Here is a 20,037-nt window from a genome sequence, read left to right on the forward strand (position 1 = left end):
TATGCAACGCGAAAGTATGGAATTTGATGTCGTTATCGTCGGTGCCGGACCGGCGGGACTAGCCACCGCCTGTCGTCTCGCCCAACTCGCCCAGGATAAAGAACAGGAACTCATGATCTGTGTGGTTGAGAAAGGCTCTGAAGTCGGTGCCCATATCCTCTCAGGTGCAGTATTTGAAACCCGTGCACTTGATGAGTTATTTCCCGACTGGCAAGAGCGTGGCGCACCATTAACTACGGAGGTCACAGACGACCACGTTTTTTACTTTAAAGACGCGCAATCGGCACGTCGGTTGCCAAATTTTATGGTACCGAAGACCTTTCATAACAAGGGAAATTACATTGCCAGCATGGGTAAGTTATGCCGTTGGATGGCTGAACAGGCAGAAAGCATGGGCGTGGAAATATTCCCAGGCTTCCCTGCCGCTGATGTCATCATCGAAGACGGCAAAGTGGCCGGTGTCATTACTGGCGACATGGGCGTTAACGCCGAGGGCGAGCAAAAAGATGGTTATGAACCAGGTATGGAATTGCGCGCTAAATACACCGTATTTGCCGAAGGCTGCCGCGGTCATTTAGGTAAACGCCTGCAGGCCGAGTTTGATTTAGCCGAAGGCACATCGCCGCAGCACTACGCCATTGGCTTTAAAGAGATCTGGGATGTTCCTGCGGAGCAACATCAACAAGGTTTAGTGGTACACAGCACCGGCTGGCCACTTGCTAAGGATGCTAGTGGTGGCGGTTATCTGTATCACGCCGAAGACGGTCAGGTGTATGTTGGATTGATCATTGACTTAAACTACGCCAATCCTTATCTGAATCCGTTTCAGGAATTCCAACAGTTTAAAACCCACCCAGAAATTGCCAAAGTGCTGAAGGACGGAAAACGTGTCACCTACGGCGCCCGCGCAATTACCAAAGGTGGTTTCTACTCACTGCCTAAAATGACTCTGCCTGGCGGCCTGCTGGTTGGTTGTAATGCCGGTACGTTGAATTTCGCTAAGATCAAAGGTAATCACACCGCCATGAAATCCGGCTTATTGGCGGCTGAGTCGCTCTTTGAAGCCATTTCCGATGGCCAATCGCAGACTGAACTAACAGAGTTCACTGAGCGCTTTAAGCAATCATGGCTTTATGATGAGCTGTACCGCTCGCGTAATTTCGGTCCGGCGATTCATAAACTCGGAACCTGGCTCGGTGGCGCTTATAATACGCTCGACCAGAACTGGTTCGGTGGTAAACTTCCGTTCACCATTAAAGATGAGAATCCCGATTTTAAATGTACGGGCAAAGCGACGAAATATGAACCTATTGATTACCCTAAACCCGACAATAAACTAACTTTTGATCGTTTGTCGTCGGTGTATATTTCAAATACCAACCATGCAGAAGATCAACCCTGCCATTTGCAGTTGAAAGATGCAGATATCCCGTTGACGGTGAATCTACCGGAATACGCTGAACCCGCGCAGCGTTATTGTCCTGCAGGTGTTTATGAGGTGGTCGAGGAAGAAGGTCAGGCGGTATTTAAAATAAACGCACAAAACTGTATTCATTGTAAAACTTGCGATATTAAAGATCCCAGCCAGAATATAACCTGGGTTACCCCGGAAGGTGGCGGTGGCCCAACGTATCCTAATATGTAAAAGTAAGCGAAAGCAGACAGAAAAATAAGCTTGCTGTCTGCTTTTAATTCTTATTTAATAGCCGTTCCTTAATTCATTAATCAACGAACAATTGGAAAAAATATGAGTGACTTTATAGATATTCTGACACACGGACGACGTCTTAAAGCTGCTGTAAAGGAATTATCTATTGCTGAATTAGAATCCGTACAAACTAAATTAGCGAAAGTCATTGACGACCGCCGCGAAGAAGAAGCCGAGTTCAAACAGCTGGAAGCTGAAAAGAATAAAAAAATTCAAGAGCTTAGAAAAGCGATGGACGATGCTGGCATCGGTGTTAACGATCTGGTTGACGGCCCGTTAGCAAGCACTAAAAAGCAACGCAAGCGTGCACCTAAACCGCCCAAATACGCAATTAGCGATGCCAATGGTCAACGTGTTACCTGGACCGGCCAAGGCCGTATGCCCAACGCGCTTAAAGATGCCCTGGCAAAAGGTCATAACTTAGATAAATATTTAATTAAATAAACTTAACTCGATACATTAAATAAAAAGGCGCTTTTAAAAGCGCCTTTTTATTTAAGTCTTTTTGCCCACTATTGAATTTCAATCCGTATTTCGCCGATCCCTACATCAATATTAATTCGTGCATCGCCCTGCCCGCTGGCGTTACCTGAAGCACTGATAAAGTGACGTTCATTAGAGGTACTATCACCGCCGGTGATCTTAACTTCGCCGATTCCAACATCGGTTTTCACATCAGCAATAGCACCAACAATCACTAAATCAACCTCGCCAACACCCAAATCAATATTCATATCTGCAGCATCAAGAGAGCCTGTAATTTCGCCAACGCCCAGGTCAAGCTCGACTGCAGCAACCTGCGGTAAACGAATGGTCCAATCGAGCTTGATGTTCTCTTGTTCTGGTACACGCAGGTCTAACCGATCACCATTTTGTTCAGCCACCAATTCAACTGCATTCAGGTTCGCGTCACCAAAAAATGACGCGTCACTTTCTTCAACATGCAATTCAATTTCTAAATTCGGGCCTTCCGCACGTTCAAAGGTTACCGTACCAACCCCGAAGTCGATGCTTAACTCGGTTGCCTCATTGACTGTGTAGGTCGCTTCGATGGTGCGCTCATGTGCATTAGCTACGCTGGCTAAAGGCACACTTAATGCCGTTACCGAAGCGATTAAAACTAAAGCTGAAAACCAAACGGTTTGTTGACGTGTCATGTTAAATCTCCCACATTTCTTAGTTAATTATTAAGTTGTAGTTCAAGTCGTATGTTCTAACTATGCAGGTGTATATGCAGGTAACGTGCCAAAATTGATTTAACATTAGTTATCAGCTAGTTAAGATTAAACCTTATCAACGAACACTATTCTAAGTTCGCCAATTCCGCAATTTTATGTTGAAATTCGCCAATCAGACCAAGCAAGCAGAGCCATGACCTACTCACTCGAACCCATCGGCGAGATTCAGTCGCCCTACGCAGAAAAGTTTGCCGTGCCCCGTCAGCCGGGCCTGGTCACTGCGGCCACAGCAACCATCGTGCTTGACGGTGACTACGCATTTCCCGAAACAACCCGCGGGCTCGATGGTTTCAGCCATATCTGGGTGTTATTTCTGTTTCATCAGAACCGCGCGCAAGGCTGGCAACCTCTGGTGCGCCCACCGCGACTGGGCGGCAATCAAAAGATCGGCGTGTTTGCCACGCGATCAACCTTTCGACCCAATGGCATTGGCATGTCGGTGGTCAAGCTTCTCGGTATTGAGCAGCAGCATCAACAGACACTGTTGCATGTCGAAGGTGGCGATTGGGTACAGGGCACGCCAGTCATCGACATTAAACCCTATGTTCCCTACGCCGATGCCCTACCTCAGGCCAAGGCAAGTTTTGCCCAGCATGCCCCCACGTCGACCATGCCCGTCGTATTTTCGACCGCAGCACAACGCAGTATCCAGCAACTTAACGCCGCCTATCCAAAGCTTGAGCAACTTATTACACAGGTGCTGCAACAAGATCCGCGCCCTGCTTACCACCAGCAAAAAGCGACGGACAAGGTCTACGGTGTCCGGCTGTATGACCTCAACGTGCAATGGCAGGTCAAAAATAACCAAAATCACGTGATAAACATCAGTAAATCCTTTTGACTAGGTGCTGCTGCTGATAGAATTTCACTCTATCTACTCATTCGGACAAGGACTATCGGGAATCATGCGTACCAGTCACTATTTATTAGGTACTTTGAAAGAAACGCCCGCTGATGCAGAAGTCATCAGCCATCAACTCATGTTGCGCGCTGGAATGATCCGGAAAGTTGCGGCGGGGTTGTATACCTGGACGCCAACCGGACTACGGGTGCTACGCAAAGTTGAAACTGTGGTTCGCGAAGAAATGGAAAATGCGGGTGCCCTGGAAGTCCTGATGCCAATGGTACAGCCGGCAGATTTATGGGAAGAATCAGGTCGCTGGGAAGATTACGGCCCTGAACTACTGCGTTTGCATGACCGTAACCAGCGTGATTTCGTGCTTGGTCCGACCCATGAAGAAGTTATCTCAGAATTAGTCCGTAAAGAAATTAACAGCTACAAACAGTTGCCGCTGAACTTGTTCCAAATCCAAACCAAATTCCGTGATGAGATCCGACCGCGTTTTGGCGTCATGCGCGCGCGCGAATTCATTATGAAGGATGCCTACTCCTTCCACCTGAATCAGGCCAGCTTGCAAGAAACCTACGACACCATGCATAAAGCTTACTGCCGGATCTTTGAACGGCTCGGATTAGACTTCCGCCCGGTGATTGCCGACACCGGTTCTATCGGCGGTAGCTCATCACATGAATTCCATGTGCTGGCTGAGTCTGGCGAAGATGATATTGCCTTTTCCGACAGCTCAGACTACGCTGCGAACGTTGAATTAGCCGAAGCTGTAGCGCCTGCGCAAGAACGCTCTGCCGCGCAAACCGAGATGGAAAAAATCGCCACACCTAACGCCAAAACCATCGATGCTTTAACTGAGCAATTCAAACTGCCGATTATCCAAACTGTGAAAACCCTGATTGTGCACGGTGCCGAAGAAGGCCAGCTGGTTGCCCTGATGATTCGCGGTGACCACAACCTGAATGAAGTCAAAGCGGCCAAATTGCCACAAGTTGCAAGTCCCTTAGTTTTCGCGAGCGAAGAAGATATTCGCGCAGCAATAGGCGCAGGCCCCGGCTCTTTAGGTCCTGTGGATCTGTCATTGGAGCTGATTATCGACCGCAGCGTTGCCGTCATGGCAGATTTTGCCGCAGGCGCCAACGAAGATGGCTATCATTTCTTCGGAATCAACTGGGAGCGTGACGTTGCACTGCCAGCAGTCGCTGATCTACGCAACGTGGTAGAAGGCGATCCAAGCCCATGCGGTAAGGGTACTCTGCAAATTAAACGGGGTATTGAAGTCGGCCATATTTTCCAATTAGGCACCAAGTATTCACAAGCAATGAAAGTGGGTGTGCTTACCGACACCGGTAAACACGAGATGTTAACCATGGGCTGCTATGGTATTGGCGTTTCGCGTATTGTCGCCTCTGCAATCGAGCAGAACCACGACAAATTTGGTATCACCTGGCCTGACGCGTTAGCGCCTTTCCAGGTCGCAATCGTGCCGATGAATATGCACAAATCCGTGCGGGTACAAGAGACAGCAGAGCAGCTCTATACTGAGCTGAAAGCCGCCGGAATCGACGTGTTATTTGATGACCGCAAAGAACGTCCGGGCGTCATGTTTGCCGACATGGAATTGATCGGAATACCGCATCAAATCGTGGTCGGCGAGCGCAACCTTGACGAGCAAGCTGTCGAATACAAAAACCGCCGCTCTGGCGACAAAACCAAAATCGCCATCAGCGACGTCATCAAAACCGTAGAAACTGCACTCAGAAGTTAATCACAGGTAGTTGTACGCTGTTCGTAAAAGAAAAAGCCGACCCCAAAAGGTCGGCTTTAAACATCAGTTAACCAACTAACTCTCCTGCCCAGCGAGCGGCTCGACATAATGCAGATGCATGTCCCATGGGAAATGAATCCAGGTTTCCTGCTCGAGATCGGCAACGTAATCGTCAACCAACTCCATGCCCACCGGCTTTGCATACACCGTAATAAATTTTGCTTTGGGTAAGCGTTTACGTAAGAACTTCAAAGTGTTACCGGTGTCGACCAGATCATCAATCACCAAGAAGCCTGCTCCGTCGTCGGTACAGTTGACGTCTTTCACCAAAGTCACGCTATCGCGCTGACTGTCATGGTCGTACGAACTCACACAAACACTCTCAACTAAACGCACATTCAACTCACGTGCCACAATGGCCGCAGGTACTAAACCACCGCGACTTACTGCGATAATGCCCTGCCATTGCTCTGCAGGTAATTGGCGGCGTGCCAACTCTTTGGTAGCGCGATGGAGCTCTTCCCAGGAAACAAAAAACTCGCGATTTGCATGCCATCCCATGATGCTTACCTCAACAAAAAGCGTCCCAAAACTGTGGACTAAAAAAATTAAAAGTTGCACTAGTGTACCTGAATTTGCATGAATTTACTGCGTCCGGTTATGTTAGAATTGGCAGCTAAATTTGACCTACATGTTAGACTTAACATGAGCAGTTCAGTAAGGAGTTATAAATGCCAAAAGCAATTTTTATCGATCATGACGGTGGCCAGTTTGAAGCCGAAATTCCAGTTGGACAAAGCCTGATGGAAGGCGCTGTGGATAACATGATTGACGGTATTATCGGCGAATGCGGCGGCGTAATGTCATGTGCCACCTGTCACTGTTATGTGCCAAAAGAGTGGGAGGATAAACTACCGTCAGCGTCAGAGCGCGAAGAAGATATGCTGGATATGGCGATCGACCCGCAACAGAATAGCCGCTTAAGTTGTCAAATCGAAATGACTGACGAGCTTGATGGTATTACCGTCTATTTACCGCGCTCGCAATTTTAGGGCGCGGCAATCTGCATAAAGACTTCATCATGATAGCCGGTGGTCACACGGATCACGCCACTTAACGCGTCATCAACCTGATGCTCACCGGTGTCGACCAATAACGGACGACCGTCCAGTTGCTGCAGTTTACGTTTGCTGGCAACGACCCGAATCGCATCCTTTCCTAAATACGCCAACAGTTTCGCACTGAGTTGTTGATTACCACGACCAAATAAATGGCCCTGCCCACCAATCACGGTAACCACGATCACCGCCGTTTGTTGTTCGGTGATGACCCATTGCTCAAGTTGTTTTGCGGTGACGTCTTGGGCCAGCAGCTCACCATTTTTAACAACATCCACGCCCAATAAGGTATTCGGCAACTGTAAATCTTCCATAATTGCGGCCACAGTGGAACCTGACCCCATAATGTACAAAATATCATCTTCCATAGTTTCAATGAAATCAGCTGCGATATCAGCAAGCACCAATTCATCGCTTTCCCGACCACCCATTTTTACCGCTTGCACATAACGCAATTCCGCCGGTACCAGTAATTCACCAAAACGTTTCGCCCGCACTTTGCCCTGGCGAAATGCGATTTCATCAATATCCATGACATCGGCATGGGTCACTGTGGTTAATTCACCACGCACCATTTGCGCAATGACCTTGCCAGCTGCACGGGGGCTCACCGCATAAACGCCCGAATGAATTTTAACTCCTGCGGGGATACCTAACACCGGCTGCTGGACGGGGCATACCGCATAGATATCTCGCGCAGTACCATCGCCACCAGCAAACACCAGCAGGTCAACTTTGGCGTCCTCAATCAGCCGTCGCGCCAGCTCCTTGCTATCCGTCGCTGTAGATGGGTCTGCGCCCTGATAAATAACCTCGCATTGCAATCCGGCAAGCTGACAACTCTGCTCACCTAACAGGCCTGCCCCGGTTGAAATTTTAATCTGTGCTGCATCATTCAGTAGTTGCTCAAGCGCCTGAGTCGCCCGTTGCGGTGCTTTCGCTTCGGCTCCGAGTTGCTGGGCTAACGCCGCAGTATCAGCTCCGTCACTGCCTTTTAATGCCACACTACCGCCTAAACCAGCCAACGGGTTAACGACTAAGCCAATATGAAACCTGTTCATGCAACACCTTGATAATTAAGCAACGTCCGGACGTCTGGCCAGGGTTGTTGATAGGTCGTCGCCAGAGCCCGAGCGAAACACTCCGCCCGTGACGGCAGCCCATCAGTCAGATAAGTCACCAGCTGCTGCTGTACGGCAGCAGTGAAAGCTTCGCGATCCGCTGCGGCACCGTTTAAATTATCGACACTGACTTGAAAGGGAACCCCAGCACATCGTGAAAATAGCCACTCCAATGCTTGGGGTTTACGCTCGACCTGCTCAAACTGGGCTTGTTGGCTGGCGTCACGACCATCAGGTTCGTACCAATAACCGTAATCCTCAAGCTGCCGCCGCGCCGGACCGGCGATGCACCAATGCGCAATTTCATGCAGCGCCGAAGCAAAGAAACCGTGGGCAAAAATGATCTGATGATCTGTATAGGCCGTGGTGGCCGCGCGATACACAGGTTCATCATCGCCTGCGACCAGCCGTGTGCGATAATCTGCATAAAAACAATCAGCAAAAATAGTGATGAGGGTCTGGTAATCCGCGTGCGACATGGTGGTTATATCTGAGGGTCTGGATTTTGTGCGCGTTGTCGTAACCAGTGATCCACGATCACTAAAGCTGCCATCGCTTCCACAATAGGCACTCCGCGGATACCAACACAAGGGTCGTGTCGGCCGCGAGTGACAACAGTCTGTTGCTGGCCAAAGCGATCAATGGTCTGGCCGGGCTTGGTAATACTCGAAGTCGGTTTAAATGCAACTTCAGCAATCACCGTCTGGCCACTACTGATGCCACCAAGTACGCCACCGGCATGATTACTTAGGAAGCCATCAGTGGCACTGATTTCATCGCGATGTTCGCTACCTAGCTGAGCCGCGACGGCAAAGCCATCGCCAATACTTACTGCTTTTACCGCATTAATGCTCATTAACGCTTTGCCTAAATCAGCGTCAAAACGATCAAAAACTGGCTCGCCGAGACCTACCGGAACGCCTGTTACTTCCAGCCGCACCCGCGCACCCACCGAGTCGCCCTGCTTTAATAACTCGCGCAGGTACTCGCCAGCTTTTTCAGCCAGCACGGCATCCGGGCAGAATAACGGATTTTCCCGCACCTGTTGCCAATCAAAGGAGGCTTTATCCGGGGACGTCTGATGCGGGCCAATTTGCACCACCCCAGCGTTAAAGGCGACGCCGAACTGCTGAGCCAGAAGTTTCTTAGCAATGGCACCAGCGGCGACCCGCATTGCAGTTTCCCGTGCTGAGGAGCGACCACCGCCGCGGTAATCGCGCACACCGTACTTGTGATGGTAAGTGTAATCCGCGTGCCCCGGGCGAAACAGGTCTTTAATGTCTGAATAGTCTTTGCTGCGCTGATCGGTATTTTCGATCAGTAGACCTATCGGCGTACCAGTGGTGACACCTTCGAACACGCCCGACAGGATTTTCACCTCGTCGGCTTCGCGCCGCGCTGTGGTATAACGATTCTGGCCCGGTTTACGGCGATCGAGTTCGTGTTGTAAATCCGCTTCACTTAGCTTTAAACCCGCCGGGCAGCCATCGACAATAGCACCGATCGCAGGACCATGGCTTTCGCCAAAGGTGGTCACCCGAAATAACTCTCCAAAACTATTGCCCGGCATAGTGGTTCCTAAAATTTGCTTTGGTGTTCAAGCAGTTCATGTCGTGTCAGTAAGAATACGCCATCGCCGCCGTGTTCGAAAGAGAGCCAGGTAAATGGCACATCAGGATACAGTTCGGCCAGGTGCACCATAGAATTTCCCACTTCACAAATAAGAATGCCCTGCTCGGTTAAATGTTCCGGAGCTTCGCGCAGAATGGTGCGCACCAAATCAAGACCATCGTCACCTGCTGCCAGACCCAACTCGGGTTCGTGGTGGAACTCAGCCGGCAGGTCAGCCATGTCTTCGGCATCGACATATGGCGGATTCGTCACGATTAAATCGTAGCGTTGACCTTTCACTGCACTGTAAAGATCCGACTGCATCGGAAAAACCCGGTGTTCAAGCTGGTGAAAGGCGATATTCTCTTCGGCCACGGCCAACGCATCCGTTGAGATATCCAGCGCATCCACTTCAGCTTCCGAAAATACATAAGCGCAGGCAATGGCGATACAGCCACTACCGGTACATAAATCAAGTATATGCTGTGGCGCTTCGGTCAGCCACGGTTGAAATTCTTGTTCAATAAGCTCAGCAATGGGTGAGCGCGGCACCAGCACCCGCTCATCAACTTTAAATGGTAATCCAGCAAACCAAGCTTCACCGGTTAAATAGGCCGCAGGTTTGCGCTCTTCAATACGTCTTTGTACCAGTTGTACGAAGGCTTCGCGCTCACTGAGTGTTAATCGCGCACCACGAAATTCATCCAACTGCGCGATGTCCAGTTGCGCCACATGCGCCAGCAATACTAAGGTTTCGTTTACAGCGTTGTCGGTACCATGGCCAAAGAATACATCAGCATGTTGCAATGAGCTGATACCCCAGCGCCAATAATCTTCGACACTAACGAGTTCGTGAATAGGTGATTCCAAAACGCACTCCAAAAAAGTTAATCCGGCTCGGCAACGGCCATACGGATAAATTTACCCCGCCATTGTTCAGCGTCAAGCACCAATTCAGCAATACCCGCCGTCGGGAACAACATGGGTTCAATGCTTTTATCAAGTTTAGCAACAAGATAGCTGACAAAGGGCATGTGCGACACGATGGCAACATGTTTCACCTTTGAGCCGCGGTGCTGAAGTTCCGCAAACAACCAGTCGCTGACTTGCTCCGCCTGGCCATCAGGAGTAATGGCATCGTTAACTTGCTCGTCACGCACCTTAATCTGGCGGCGTAACAACGAAGCAGTTTGCCGAGCGCGGATATAAGGACTCACGATCAGCAAATCGAGGGCGTCAGCATTTTGCTCAACCAGATAACCGGCTAACCAATGGCCGCTGGCCATAACTTCCTGTTCACCGTAAGCACTCAAGGGACGAATCGCGTCGCCCTGTAGTCCTCGTGGTGGCTGCGCTTCACCGTGACGGATAATGTATAACTTAACGGGTTTGCTCACGCCGCCGGCCTCCAGTCACAGGATCTGCACGACCGTCATCTTTTGCCCGTTCGGCACGTTGACGTCTAATCGCTTTAGGATCAGCAATAAGCGGCCGATAGATCTCGATACGATCACCTTCTCGCGGTTGATGTTCAAGTTTAACTGCTTTACTCCAAATACCGACTTTTTGCTGCTCGAGATCAATTTCGGGAAAATAGCGCGTGATCTTGGATTGCGCGATACATTCAGCAACAGTCGCACCTTCAACCACGCGGACCGGAATGATCTGCTGGCGTTCAGGCGTCGCATAAGCAACTTCAATTTGAATGTGCTTTAAGCTCATTTACGCGGTTCCATAAACCTGTTCGGCACGCTTCACAAAAGCATCTACCATTCGGCTTTGTATTTCATTAAAAATATTGCCAAAAGCTAATCCCAACAAGCGGTTGGCAAATTCGAATTCCAACTTCAGCACAATCCTGCAGGCACTTTCGTTTAATGGCTCGAAGTACCAACCACCGCGCAAGAATTTAAATGGCCCATCAACCAGCTCCATGCCGATACGCCCTGGTGGTTCCAGCTGATTGCGCGTAGTGAAGGACTTGCCAACTCCTGCTTTACTTATATCCAGGCGTGCGACTTTACTTGATTCGTCTTGTTGCAAGACCTGCGCCGAGCGACAACCCGGTACAAATTCTGGATAACTTTCAATATCATTCACTAATGCAAACATTTGCGCATCGCTATACGGCACTAACGCGCTTCGCTCAATGCTTGGCATAATGGGTTCCTTGGCCTGCTAAAAATGTCCGCATGATAGCCTATTTTGATTATTGAATCACCCATTCTAAAGTTTGCCCGATAAACAAATTTTCTTTTCAATTCGGATGCGTATAATAGCCGCCATGAGCAAATCTAAATCCCCAAATAATTCAGGAACCATTGCGCTCAATAAAAAAGCGCGCCATGAGTATTTCCTTGAAGATAAATTCGAAGCTGGCGTTGCATTGCAAGGCTGGGAAGTAAAGAGTATCCGCGCCGGTAAGGCGAATATTTCCGATACCTACGTCATTATTCGAGACGGTGAGGCCTATCTGCTGGGTGCGCAAATTCAGCCGCTATTAGCGGCCTCCTCTCACGTGGTATGTGACTCAGAGCGTTCGCGCAAACTGTTATTAAAGAAGCGCGAGTTAGACAAGTTAATCGGTGCCAGTGAACGCGAAGGTTACTCTATAGTCGCAACCGCCATGTACTGGAAACACCATCTAGTTAAGCTGGAAATCTATTTAGCCAAAGGTAAAAAATCACACGACAAACGTGACACGGTTAAAGAACGCGATTGGCAACGCCAGAAGTCCCGAATCTTAAAACATAATGCACGTTAAATTGTGCCTAAAAAAAGCGGTTGACAGTAGCCTTTAGCATCGGTTAATTTAACCACTTGCAGCTTATACAACTTCTCATTTTGAGATCTTTGAAAGAACATTTGAGAGCTAGTGATGACAAAAAATTACGTACAAAAATCAGTACAGTGGTGGTGGCATTTCCCCAACTAGTGGGCGATGCATCTGTGCGTATTTAACACGTAATTTGATGAAAACCCGCTAAGTCAGCGGGTTTTTTTTATGCCCGCTGTCGTGGAAAATAAAACCAATGGTTTCGATAACTTAAGTAAGGGCAATCACGTGCAATTTGAACAACAACCTGGCTATTACCATTCGCTGCATCTGCGATTGCCCTACACGGGCGACACCCAGCAGTTGTATCAGCGCCTGTGTGGCAACAAACCCAACACCGTACTGCTAGATTCGGCAGAGATTCAATCGCGCAGACATCTGAAAAGCTTGCTCATGGTGCAAGCAGCCCTGCAGTTTACCTGCAACGGCACTACTGTTGCGATTCGTGCACTAACCCCCAACGGTGCGCAATTACTGCCCTACCTGCAGCACTGTTTGCAAGAGGTTGCCGATATCACGGTAATCGACCACCAGCTTGAGTGTAAGTTTCGTACCGCCAGCACCGAACTCAACGAGCTCGACGAAGAGCAACGCTTGCGCCATCACAGCACCGAACATCCGTTACGTATTGTGCAGCAACAATTAACCGCACTTGCCGGCAGCGCCGATCATGATTTCTCGCTGTTCTTAGCTGGCGTATTCGGTTACGACTACATTGCCAGCATGGAACAGCTACCTAATGTTCCCGAAGCCGATAATAATTGCCCGGATTATCAGTTTTACCTGGCCGAAAGTCTGCTCGTAGTTGATCATCAAGAGCAAACCACTGAGTTACTTGCCACCCTGCTTAGCGGCCCTGACTCAGCAAACTATTACGCGACCTTGACGCGACAACTTGGTGAGATCGTCGCCCATTGCCAACTGCCCGTGGCTGCCGCCGACACCGCCCATATTTCGTGCCAAGTAGCTGATCAGAGTGTTGTCGCAACACCTAGCCGGGAAGTCTATGCAACTTGGGTAAGCGAGTTACAGGAACATATTGCCGATGGCGATATTTTTCAGGTGGTTCCGTCGCGGCAGTTTGCCCTGGCTTGCCCAGACAGTCTGGCCGCCTATGCTCAACTGAAGGCGTCCAATCCATCGCCTTATATGTTCTATTTACAGACCGAAGACTTCGTGCTCTTCGGTGCTTCGCCCGAGTCGGCACTGAAGTATACCGCGGCGACCAATCAAGTTGAGTTGTACCCCATCGCCGGCACCCGGCCACGCGGGAAAACCGCTGATGGAAGCATTCAACATGATTTAGACAGCCGGCTTGAGCTCGAATTACGCTGCGACCAAAAAGAGCTTGCTGAACATTTAATGCTGGTTGATCTGGCCCGTAACGACCTGGCCCGTATTGCCACGCCGGGCAGTCGTTATGTCGCCGATCTATTGCAAGTCGACCGCTATTCTCATGTTATGCATCTCGTCTCACGGGTGGTCGCGCAGCTGGCCGCTGATCTGGATGCGCTGCATGCGTACCGCGCCTGTATGAACATGGGCACCCTGGTCGGCGCGCCAAAAGTCAGTGCCGCACGGTTGATTCGACAGTACGAACAACAGCGCCGTGGCAGCTACGGTGGCGCGGTGGGCTACTTGTCAGGACGGGGCGACATGGACACCTGTATCGTCATTCGCTCCGCCTTGGTGCGCGACGGTAAAGCCTTTGTGCAAGCAGGTGCTGGTGTTGTGGCCGATTCCTCAGCTGCGGCAGAAGTTGCCGAAACCGAGGGTAAAGCCCAAGCAGTCATCGCCGCCATTCGAGCCACTTATGCTAGTGATACCACTGATCCAGCACAGGAGTTGCAAGTATGAAGCCGGCACGTATCGTATTGATCGATAATATCGATTCCTTTAGTTACAATCTGGTAGATGAACTGCGTCAACTCGGTTACCCCTTGGTGGTTTACCGCAACACCGTAGCAATGACCACCTTGCAACGGACACTTGAAGCATACCAAGGACCACAACTAATTTGTCTTTCGCCAGGTCCAGGGCATCCGCAACACGCTGGCAACCTGATGCAAGTGATCGATTATGCTAAAGGACGCTACCCGTTACTCGGAATTTGCTTAGGATTTCAGGCCTTACTGGAAGCTTATGGCGCCCAGGTTCGTCGTTGCAGCGAAACCGTACACGGTAAAAGTAGTACTATCAGCTGTAGTGAGCATCCTATCTTTGCAGATTTACCCCCGCAGTTGCCGGTTGCTCGCTATCATAGTCTGGCAGGCTATCAATTGCCCCAAAGCATTGAACTATTGGCGGATTTTCAAAGTAATAGTAGCAGTGAAACAGAAAATATCCCGATGGCCGCTTACTTTACCGAACATCGCGCGATTGGTTTTCAATTTCATCCTGAATCTATACTTACTGGGCGTGGCAGTCAGCTGCTGGCGCAAACTATTGAATTTCTTTTCCGTACGGAGCAGCAGTAATGGAAGCAATTAAACAACTTCTAGCCGGATCCAGCTTATCCATGGCCGCAAGTGAGCGCTTATTCGATCACCTGGTGAAAGGTGAGCTCAACGAGATCCAAATCACCGCCCTGCTGATTAGCATGAAAATGCGGGGGGAAGAGCCGGAAGAGATGGCTGGTGCCGCGCTTGCCTTGCGCCGCGCAGCAAAATCCTTTCAACGACCAGAGCGCCTTGTTGTCGACAGCTGCGGCACCGGTGGCGATGGCAGTAACACCATTAATATTTCCACCACTGCTGCTTTACTCGCGGCAAGTATGGGACTCACAGTTGCTAAACACGGTAATCGCAGCGTGTCATCACGTTCGGGGTCGGCTGATGTGCTGGAAAGTCTCGGACTCTCGGTAACCCAGGACCCAGCGATCGCCGCGCAACAGCTCGACGCCTTTAACTTTTGCTTTTTATTCGCGCCTCATTACCACCCCGGTATCCGTTATGCGATGCCGGTACGGCAGACCCTGAAGACACGTACACTATTTAATCTACTCGGGCCATTGGTCAATCCGGCACGACCCGACGTACAACAGCTCGGGGTCTATGATCCAGCCTGGTGCCGGCCGTTAGCTGAAACTCTCCGACTATTAGGCTGCCAACGCGCCATGGTGGTGCACGGTTCAGGGCTGGATGAAATTGCTTTACACGGTGCCACTCAAGTGGTCGAATTGCGTGATGGCGAGTTGCATGAATATCAGCTGCAACCCAGCGATTTTGGCGTTCAACAGTCGCCAGTAAGCGCGTTGCAAGGTGGCGATGCCGACTTTAATGCCATTGCGTTAAAACGCATTCTCGCAGGTACAGCACCAGATGCCCACGCCAACGCAGTGGCAATAAGCACTGCCGGATTACTTTACCTTGCAGGTCAATACGATACCCTGCATCAGGCGACCGACGCCGTACTTGAACATGTGGCCAGCGGCCAAGCCATGATCCACTTGCAACACTTACAGGAGTTCAATCGTGGCTGATACCATTTTACAAACCATTGTTGCCAAGCGTCGCGAACGGCTTGCGGAAATGGCTGGTACGTACCCGCTTGACGAGTTAAAACGCGATTTGCAGCTCAGTCAACGCAGTCTGGCCCGCGCACTTAGCAAACCGCGCAGCAGCTTTATCCTCGAATGTAAGAAGGCGTCACCATCGAAAGGTCTGATCCGTGACAACTTTCATCCGGTACAGATTGCACAGACCTATAGCCGTTACGCCGACGCTATTTCAGTGCTTACTGAACCTGATTATTTTCAAGGTGATTTTGCCTATCTTACTGCGGTAAGCAGTGCTGTCGATGTTCCGGTGTTGTGTAAAGATTTCATTGTCGAGCCTCTACAAGTGTTACTGGCAAGACACTTTGGTGCGGACGCAATTTTGTTGATGCTGTCGATTCTAGACGACGACCAGTATCGCCAATTAGCGCAGCTTGCCACCGACTACAACCTGGATGTACTTACCGAAGTTAGCACGGAAGCAGAAATGCAGCGTGCAGCGGCACTTGGCGCCACTATTATTGGTATTAACAATCGTAATTTGCATGATTTAAGTATCGATCCACAGCGCAGTCAGCGGCTTAGTAAACTGGCACCGGCGGGCGTGTTGCTAGTTGCGGAGTCAGGTTATAGCACCCATGAAGATATTCGCGCTACAGCACCTTATGTTGACGGTTTTCTCGTTGGCAGTGCGCTCACCTCGCAGGCAAACATTGATCAGGCTTGTCGCGAGCTGATTTATGGCAAACATAAAATTTGCGGACTAAGTCAGATTGGCGATGCCCACGTGGTTCGCGCTGCCGGTGCCGCCTACGGTGGTTTGATCTTTGTGCCAGCTTCACCGCGGGCGGTAACCGCCGAACAGGCGCAACAACTCATCACTGCCGAACCGGATCTTCGCTGGGTGGGCGTCTTTGCGAATCGGCCGTTGGCCGAGGTTGCCAGCATCTCCTTCGAGTTAGGGCTGCACGCGGTACAGCTGCATGGCCATGAAGATGCCGATTACATTGCTCAGCTTAAAGAAGCGCTGCCCACAACGACTCAAATTTGGCAAGTTCACCGCGCGGAAGCACCGTTACTGTTGCCGCAAAGTGCCGCAGATCACATTTTGCTTGATAACCTGCAAGGTGGCAGCGGTCAAGCGTTTGCCTGGGAGCTGTTAGCAGACCTCAACCAAAGCCAACTTGACCGCTGTATTCTGGCCGGTGGCCTAGGGGCTCATAATCTCGACGCAGCCCGGCAAACAGGACTAACCCGATTCGATTTTAATTCTAGTTTAGAGCGCGACAAAGGCGTGAAAGACGCCGGTAAAATTGCGCAGTTGTTTCAACAGATTCGTCAGTATGGGAAACAAAATCATGAGTAACTATCCAGCCTATTTCGGAGAGTTTGGCGGGCAGTTTGTCCCCGAGATCCTACTCCCCGCTCTGGACCAACTTGAGCAAGCTTTTGTTGATGCTCAGCAAGACCCTGAGTTTCAAAAAGAGTTTAAAGACTTACTGAAAAACTATCTCGGTCGACCCACACCGCTGTCGTTGTGCCGCAACCTACCTGTTGATAGCCCAAACGGTACTAAGATCTATCTCAAGCGGGAAGATTTATTGCACGGTGGCGCACACAAAACCAATCAGGTGCTCGGTCAGGCATTACTTGCCAAGCGCATGGGTAAACACCGCATCATCGCCGAAACCGGAGCCGGTCAACACGGCACCGCGACCGCACTCGCCTGCGCCTTGCTCGATCTTGAGTGTATTATTTACATGGGCAAGAAAGATGTCGAACGTCAGCAACCTAATGTATTCCGCATGGAACTGATGGGTGCCAAAGTTGTACCGGTGGATACCGGTAGCGGTACCCTAAAAGACGCTGTCAACGAAGCGTTGCGCGATTGGACCGCAAGCTACCACGATACCCACTACCTGCTTGGCACGGCCGCAGGTCCGCACCCTTTCCCAACCATTGTGCGCGAATTCCACCGCATGATTGGTGCCGAAGCCAAAGCGCAAATTATTGAGCGAGCCGGACGTTTGCCTGATGAAGTCATCGCTTGTGTTGGCGGCGGTTCCAACGCCATCGGCATGTTCGCGGAGTTTATTGATGAAGAAGGCGTGGAACTGGTCGGCGTTGAACCTGCTGGTAAAGGTCTGAAGACCGCGCACCATGGCGCAACCCTGACCGCTGGTCACCCTGGTATCTTACATGGCTGCAAATCCTTCCTGATGCAAACCGATGAAGGTCAAATCGAAGAAAGCTACTCGGTTTCGGCGGGGCTTGATTACCCTGGCGTCGGTCCGCAGCATGCCTATCTGCAAAGCATTGGCCGCGCGCGGTACGAGTCCGTAACTGACGATGAAGCTTTGGACGCATTTAAGCTGTTAGCTGAAAAAGAAGGTATCATTCCGGCGTTAGAATCAGCTCATGCGTTGGCGTATGCGCTCAAGCGTGCGATCGAGCCTGATGCACCAGAAATTCTATTGATTAATTTATCCGGTCGTGGTGATAAAGACATTGACCACGTTCGGCGCATCTTCCAACAGCAGGAGCAGGCCTAATGAATCGCTATCAAGCCATGTTTGAACGACTTGACGCTGCCGATCAAGGCGCCTTTGTGCCTTTTGTTACTCTCGGTGACCCCAATCCCAAGCAGAGCCTTGAAGTGATCGAGGCGCTGGTGGCTGGCGGCGCTGATGCATTAGAACTCGGTTTTCCGTTTTCCGACCCCGTCGCCGACGGCCCAACCATTCAAAAAGCAGCGATTCGCGCCTTAGCAGCTGGCACTAAGATTTCCGATTGCTTTGCCATGCTCACCGAAATTCGCGACCGTCACGCTGATATCCCTATCGGTTTGCTGGTGTACGCGAATCTGGTTGCCAGCGCAGGTCTGGACAATTTTTATCAACGCTGCGCCGCTGCCGGTGTCGATTCAGTACTGATCGCCGATGTGCCCGAGCGGGAAAGCGCACCTTTTATTGAAGCTGCACACGCCCATGGCGTTGCACCTATATTTATCGCACCGCCGGACGCCAGTAATGCACGTTTACAAAGCATTGCGGCACGTAGCGAAGGTTATGTGTACCTATTGAGTCGTGCCGGTGTTACTGGCACCGAAAGTAGTATGCAAAAGCCTGCAACAGCGGTCATTCAAGCATTAAAAGACGCCAACAGCGCCCCGCCTCTATTAGGTTTTGGTATCGCTCAGCCTGAGCATGTCGCAGCAGCACTCGCGGCCGGTGCCGCAGGTGCGATCAGCGGCTCGGCGGTGGTTAACTTTATCGCTAACCACCACCAGGAACCAGAACGTCTGAGCGAAGAACTTACCCGTTTTGTTCGGAAGATGAAGCAGGCAACAAACAATCGCGCAGCGCTGCTTCAGCACAGCTAAACTCAAACTCAAATCCCGCTTGCTGCAACCGTGCCGGTTCGACCCGCTGGCCGGTTAGCAGCATTTGCGACATTTCACCTAGCAGCAACTTCAACACCCATGCTGGAACTCGCATAAAGTGTGATTTGCGCAAAACTTTAGCAATTTTGGCACTGAACTCTTCTTGCGGCAGCGGCTGTGGCGCCGTGCCATTGTAAATGCCCTGGCATTCATCATGCTCGAGCAAAAACTCAATCAACCGTGCGATGTCCTGTAGATGAATCCACGAAAAATACTGCTTGCCATTCCCCAAGGGCCCACCGAGCCCTAGCAAGTAAGGTGGTAACATTTTCTGCAAGGCGCTGCCTTCGCTCGCTAAAACTACGCCGGTTCGCACCACGCACACACGGGTTGCAGACTGAGCGTCAAGTGCCAGGCGTTCCCAGTCAGCGCAAAGCAGGTGGGCGAAATCATCGGGCACGTCGACCGTCTTGTCTTCGGTCATCACTTCATCACCTTGCGCACCGTAGTAGCCAATGGCTGAGCCGCTGATGAATACCTTAGGCGGCTGTTCACAGGCCTGCATACGCTGGGTTAGCGAGCGGGTGATGTCCCAACGACTTTGTTGTAGGCGAGCTTTCTGACTCGCACTCCAACGTTTATCGGCGATGCCTTCGCCTTGTAAGTTGATAACACCATGAAAATCACTCAAATCGCTGACGTCATCGAGACTTTTTAATGCTTTAACGCCCGTACCAAAACTCTCCATAGCTTGCTCCGGATCGCGACTTAGCAGGGTAATAGCATACTTGTCGCGCAAGCGACCAATAAGTTCCGTGCCAATCAATCCGGTACCTCCGGTGATCAATAATTTCATCGTTCGACTCCTTCTAATAGCTGCGCTACCTTTAAGTTTAGGTCATTGTTGGT

The 20,037-nt window shown here is 50.6% G+C and carries 22 protein-coding genes; 12 read left to right on the forward strand and 10 right to left on the reverse strand.

Annotated elements, in window-relative coordinates; all coding sequences use genetic code 11:
- The first annotated feature begins 1 nt into the window (after position 1).
- Together ACQ5ES_RS03315 and ACQ5ES_RS03320 are read left to right on the forward strand one after the other, a co-directional pair.
- Positions 2 to 1,645: an electron transfer flavoprotein-ubiquinone oxidoreductase gene (locus ACQ5ES_RS03315; protein ID WP_445014536.1), complete on the forward strand. Its 1,644-nt coding sequence runs from the start codon at positions 2 to 4 to the stop codon at positions 1,643 to 1,645.
- A 102-nt stretch (positions 1,646 to 1,747) separates the two neighbouring features.
- Positions 1,748 to 2,152, forward strand: a complete 405-nt coding sequence (locus tag ACQ5ES_RS03320; RefSeq protein WP_445014537.1) for an H-NS family histone-like protein — start codon at positions 1,748 to 1,750, stop codon at positions 2,150 to 2,152.
- Positions 2,153 to 2,220: 68 nt separating this feature from the next.
- On the opposite strand, the gene ACQ5ES_RS03325 is transcribed toward ACQ5ES_RS03320, so the two are convergent.
- Positions 2,221 to 2,865: a hypothetical protein gene (locus ACQ5ES_RS03325; protein ID WP_445014538.1), complete on the reverse strand. Its 645-nt coding sequence runs from the start codon at positions 2,863 to 2,865 to the stop codon at positions 2,221 to 2,223.
- A 214-nt stretch (positions 2,866 to 3,079) separates the two neighbouring features.
- Between ACQ5ES_RS03325 and tsaA the strand changes: the two genes are divergently transcribed.
- Together tsaA and ACQ5ES_RS03335 are read left to right on the forward strand one after the other, a co-directional pair.
- A complete protein-coding gene (gene tsaA, locus ACQ5ES_RS03330; RefSeq protein WP_445014539.1) occupies positions 3,080 to 3,787 on the forward strand; it encodes a tRNA (N6-threonylcarbamoyladenosine(37)-N6)-methyltransferase TrmO in 708 nt (235 codons plus the stop codon).
- 64 nt (positions 3,788 to 3,851) lie between these two features.
- Complete coding sequence (locus ACQ5ES_RS03335) at positions 3,852 to 5,564, forward strand: proline--tRNA ligase (protein ID WP_445014540.1); 1,713 nt, start codon at positions 3,852 to 3,854, stop codon at positions 5,562 to 5,564.
- Positions 5,565 to 5,639: 75 nt separating this feature from the next.
- Here ACQ5ES_RS03335 and gpt read toward each other — a convergent pair whose 3' ends face one another.
- Entirely contained in the window at positions 5,640 to 6,125 is a 486-nt protein-coding gene (gene gpt, locus ACQ5ES_RS03340; protein WP_445014541.1) for a xanthine phosphoribosyltransferase, read from the reverse strand.
- 170 nt (positions 6,126 to 6,295) lie between these two features.
- Here gpt and ACQ5ES_RS03345 point away from each other — a divergent pair, with 170 nt between their 5' ends.
- Complete coding sequence (locus ACQ5ES_RS03345) at positions 6,296 to 6,616, forward strand: 2Fe-2S iron-sulfur cluster-binding protein (RefSeq protein ID WP_445014542.1); 321 nt, start codon at positions 6,296 to 6,298, stop codon at positions 6,614 to 6,616.
- Here the strand turns inward: ACQ5ES_RS03345 and ACQ5ES_RS03350 are convergent.
- The 7 genes from ACQ5ES_RS03350 to ACQ5ES_RS03380 are packed head-to-tail and all read right to left on the reverse strand — an operon-like array spanning position 6,613 to position 11,574.
- Positions 6,613 to 7,743, reverse strand: coding sequence for an ATP-NAD kinase family protein (locus ACQ5ES_RS03350; protein ID WP_445014543.1), 1,131 nt, complete (start codon positions 7,741 to 7,743; stop codon positions 6,613 to 6,615). The genes ACQ5ES_RS03345 and ACQ5ES_RS03350 overlap by 4 nt on opposite strands.
- Positions 7,740 to 8,282, reverse strand: coding sequence for an elongation factor P hydroxylase (locus ACQ5ES_RS03355; protein WP_445014544.1), 543 nt, complete (start codon positions 8,280 to 8,282; stop codon positions 7,740 to 7,742). The genes ACQ5ES_RS03350 and ACQ5ES_RS03355 overlap by 4 nt, the downstream gene beginning before the upstream one ends.
- 5 nt (positions 8,283 to 8,287) lie before the next feature.
- Entirely contained in the window at positions 8,288 to 9,373 is a 1,086-nt protein-coding gene (gene aroC, locus ACQ5ES_RS03360) for a chorismate synthase (protein WP_445014545.1), read from the reverse strand.
- Positions 9,374 to 9,381: 8 nt separating this feature from the next.
- Positions 9,382 to 10,284 carry a 50S ribosomal protein L3 N(5)-glutamine methyltransferase gene (gene prmB, locus ACQ5ES_RS03365; protein WP_445014546.1) on the reverse strand — a complete coding sequence of 301 codons (903 nt, stop codon included), beginning with the start codon at positions 10,282 to 10,284 and terminating at the stop codon, positions 9,382 to 9,384.
- 17 nt (positions 10,285 to 10,301) lie between these two features.
- Complete coding sequence (gene sixA / locus ACQ5ES_RS03370) at positions 10,302 to 10,811, reverse strand: phosphohistidine phosphatase SixA (RefSeq protein WP_445014547.1); 510 nt, start codon at positions 10,809 to 10,811, stop codon at positions 10,302 to 10,304.
- On the reverse strand, positions 10,795 to 11,136 hold the full coding sequence (locus ACQ5ES_RS03375) for an RnfH family protein (protein ID WP_445014548.1): 342 nt from the start codon (positions 11,134 to 11,136) through the stop codon (positions 10,795 to 10,797). Before ACQ5ES_RS03375 ends, sixA begins: the two co-directional genes overlap by 17 nt.
- Entirely contained in the window at positions 11,137 to 11,574 is a 438-nt protein-coding gene (locus tag ACQ5ES_RS03380) for a type II toxin-antitoxin system RatA family toxin (RefSeq protein ID WP_445014549.1), read from the reverse strand.
- A gap of 124 nt (positions 11,575 to 11,698) precedes the next feature.
- Between ACQ5ES_RS03380 and smpB the strand changes: the two genes are divergently transcribed.
- From smpB to trpA, 7 genes are all read left to right on the forward strand, one after another.
- Entirely contained in the window at positions 11,699 to 12,178 is a 480-nt protein-coding gene (smpB, locus tag ACQ5ES_RS03385; protein ID WP_445014550.1) for an SsrA-binding protein SmpB, read from the forward strand.
- A gap of 240 nt (positions 12,179 to 12,418) precedes the next feature.
- Entirely contained in the window at positions 12,419 to 14,107 is a 1,689-nt protein-coding gene (locus ACQ5ES_RS03390; protein ID WP_445014551.1) for an anthranilate synthase component 1, read from the forward strand.
- Entirely contained in the window at positions 14,104 to 14,727 is a 624-nt protein-coding gene (locus ACQ5ES_RS03395; protein ID WP_445014552.1) for an aminodeoxychorismate/anthranilate synthase component II, read from the forward strand. Before ACQ5ES_RS03390 ends, ACQ5ES_RS03395 begins: the two co-directional genes overlap by 4 nt.
- Entirely contained in the window at positions 14,727 to 15,731 is a 1,005-nt protein-coding gene (gene trpD, locus ACQ5ES_RS03400) for an anthranilate phosphoribosyltransferase (protein WP_445014553.1), read from the forward strand. Before ACQ5ES_RS03395 ends, trpD begins: the two co-directional genes overlap by 1 nt.
- A complete protein-coding gene (trpCF, locus tag ACQ5ES_RS03405; protein WP_445014554.1) occupies positions 15,724 to 17,112 on the forward strand; it encodes a bifunctional indole-3-glycerol-phosphate synthase TrpC/phosphoribosylanthranilate isomerase TrpF in 1,389 nt (462 codons plus the stop codon). The genes trpD and trpCF overlap by 8 nt, the downstream gene beginning before the upstream one ends.
- Positions 17,105 to 18,298 (forward strand): tryptophan synthase subunit beta, encoded by a 1,194-nt coding sequence (gene trpB, locus ACQ5ES_RS03410; protein ID WP_445014555.1) that lies wholly within the window; start codon positions 17,105 to 17,107, stop codon positions 18,296 to 18,298. The genes trpCF and trpB overlap by 8 nt, the downstream gene beginning before the upstream one ends.
- On the forward strand, positions 18,298 to 19,128 hold the full coding sequence (gene trpA, locus ACQ5ES_RS03415) for a tryptophan synthase subunit alpha (protein WP_445014556.1): 831 nt from the start codon (positions 18,298 to 18,300) through the stop codon (positions 19,126 to 19,128). Before trpB ends, trpA begins: the two co-directional genes overlap by 1 nt.
- On the opposite strand, the gene ACQ5ES_RS03420 is transcribed toward trpA, so the two are convergent.
- A complete protein-coding gene (locus ACQ5ES_RS03420; RefSeq protein ID WP_445014557.1) occupies positions 19,061 to 19,984 on the reverse strand; it encodes a TIGR01777 family oxidoreductase in 924 nt (307 codons plus the stop codon). The genes trpA and ACQ5ES_RS03420 overlap by 68 nt on opposite strands.
- Positions 19,985 to 20,037: the final 53 nt, after the last annotated feature.

It is taken from the genome of Pseudidiomarina xizangensis (genome assembly GCF_052541995.1).

Coding starts and splice junctions, on each gene's coding strand:
- ACQ5ES_RS03335 (WP_445014540.1), top strand. CDS start 3,852: ATGCGTACCAGTCACTATTTATTAGGTACTTTGAAAGAAACGCCCGCT.
- trpD (WP_445014553.1), top strand. CDS start 14,727: ATGGAAGCAATTAAACAACTTCTAGCCGGATCCAGCTTATCCATGGCC.
- ACQ5ES_RS03375 (WP_445014548.1), bottom strand. CDS start 11,136: ATGAGCTTAAAGCACATTCAAATTGAAGTTGCTTATGCGACGCCTGAA.
- trpB (WP_445014555.1), top strand. CDS start 17,105: ATGAGTAACTATCCAGCCTATTTCGGAGAGTTTGGCGGGCAGTTTGTC.
- ACQ5ES_RS03345 (WP_445014542.1), top strand. CDS start 6,296: ATGCCAAAAGCAATTTTTATCGATCATGACGGTGGCCAGTTTGAAGCC.
- aroC (WP_445014545.1), bottom strand. CDS start 9,373: ATGCCGGGCAATAGTTTTGGAGAGTTATTTCGGGTGACCACCTTTGGC.
- tsaA (WP_445014539.1), top strand. CDS start 3,080: ATGACCTACTCACTCGAACCCATCGGCGAGATTCAGTCGCCCTACGCA.
- ACQ5ES_RS03380 (WP_445014549.1), bottom strand. CDS start 11,574: ATGCCAAGCATTGAGCGAAGCGCGTTAGTGCCGTATAGCGATGCGCAA.
- smpB (WP_445014550.1), top strand. CDS start 11,699: ATGAGCAAATCTAAATCCCCAAATAATTCAGGAACCATTGCGCTCAAT.
- trpA (WP_445014556.1), top strand. CDS start 18,298: ATGAATCGCTATCAAGCCATGTTTGAACGACTTGACGCTGCCGATCAA.
- ACQ5ES_RS03320 (WP_445014537.1), top strand. CDS start 1,748: ATGAGTGACTTTATAGATATTCTGACACACGGACGACGTCTTAAAGCT.
- ACQ5ES_RS03420 (WP_445014557.1), bottom strand. CDS start 19,984: ATGAAATTATTGATCACCGGAGGTACCGGATTGATTGGCACGGAACTT.
- ACQ5ES_RS03315 (WP_445014536.1), top strand. CDS start 2: ATGCAACGCGAAAGTATGGAATTTGATGTCGTTATCGTCGGTGCCGGA.
- ACQ5ES_RS03350 (WP_445014543.1), bottom strand. CDS start 7,743: ATGAACAGGTTTCATATTGGCTTAGTCGTTAACCCGTTGGCTGGTTTA.
- gpt (WP_445014541.1), bottom strand. CDS start 6,125: ATGGGATGGCATGCAAATCGCGAGTTTTTTGTTTCCTGGGAAGAGCTC.
- ACQ5ES_RS03395 (WP_445014552.1), top strand. CDS start 14,104: ATGAAGCCGGCACGTATCGTATTGATCGATAATATCGATTCCTTTAGT.
- ACQ5ES_RS03325 (WP_445014538.1), bottom strand. CDS start 2,865: ATGACACGTCAACAAACCGTTTGGTTTTCAGCTTTAGTTTTAATCGCT.
- ACQ5ES_RS03355 (WP_445014544.1), bottom strand. CDS start 8,282: ATGTCGCACGCGGATTACCAGACCCTCATCACTATTTTTGCTGATTGT.
- ACQ5ES_RS03390 (WP_445014551.1), top strand. CDS start 12,419: ATGCCCGCTGTCGTGGAAAATAAAACCAATGGTTTCGATAACTTAAGT.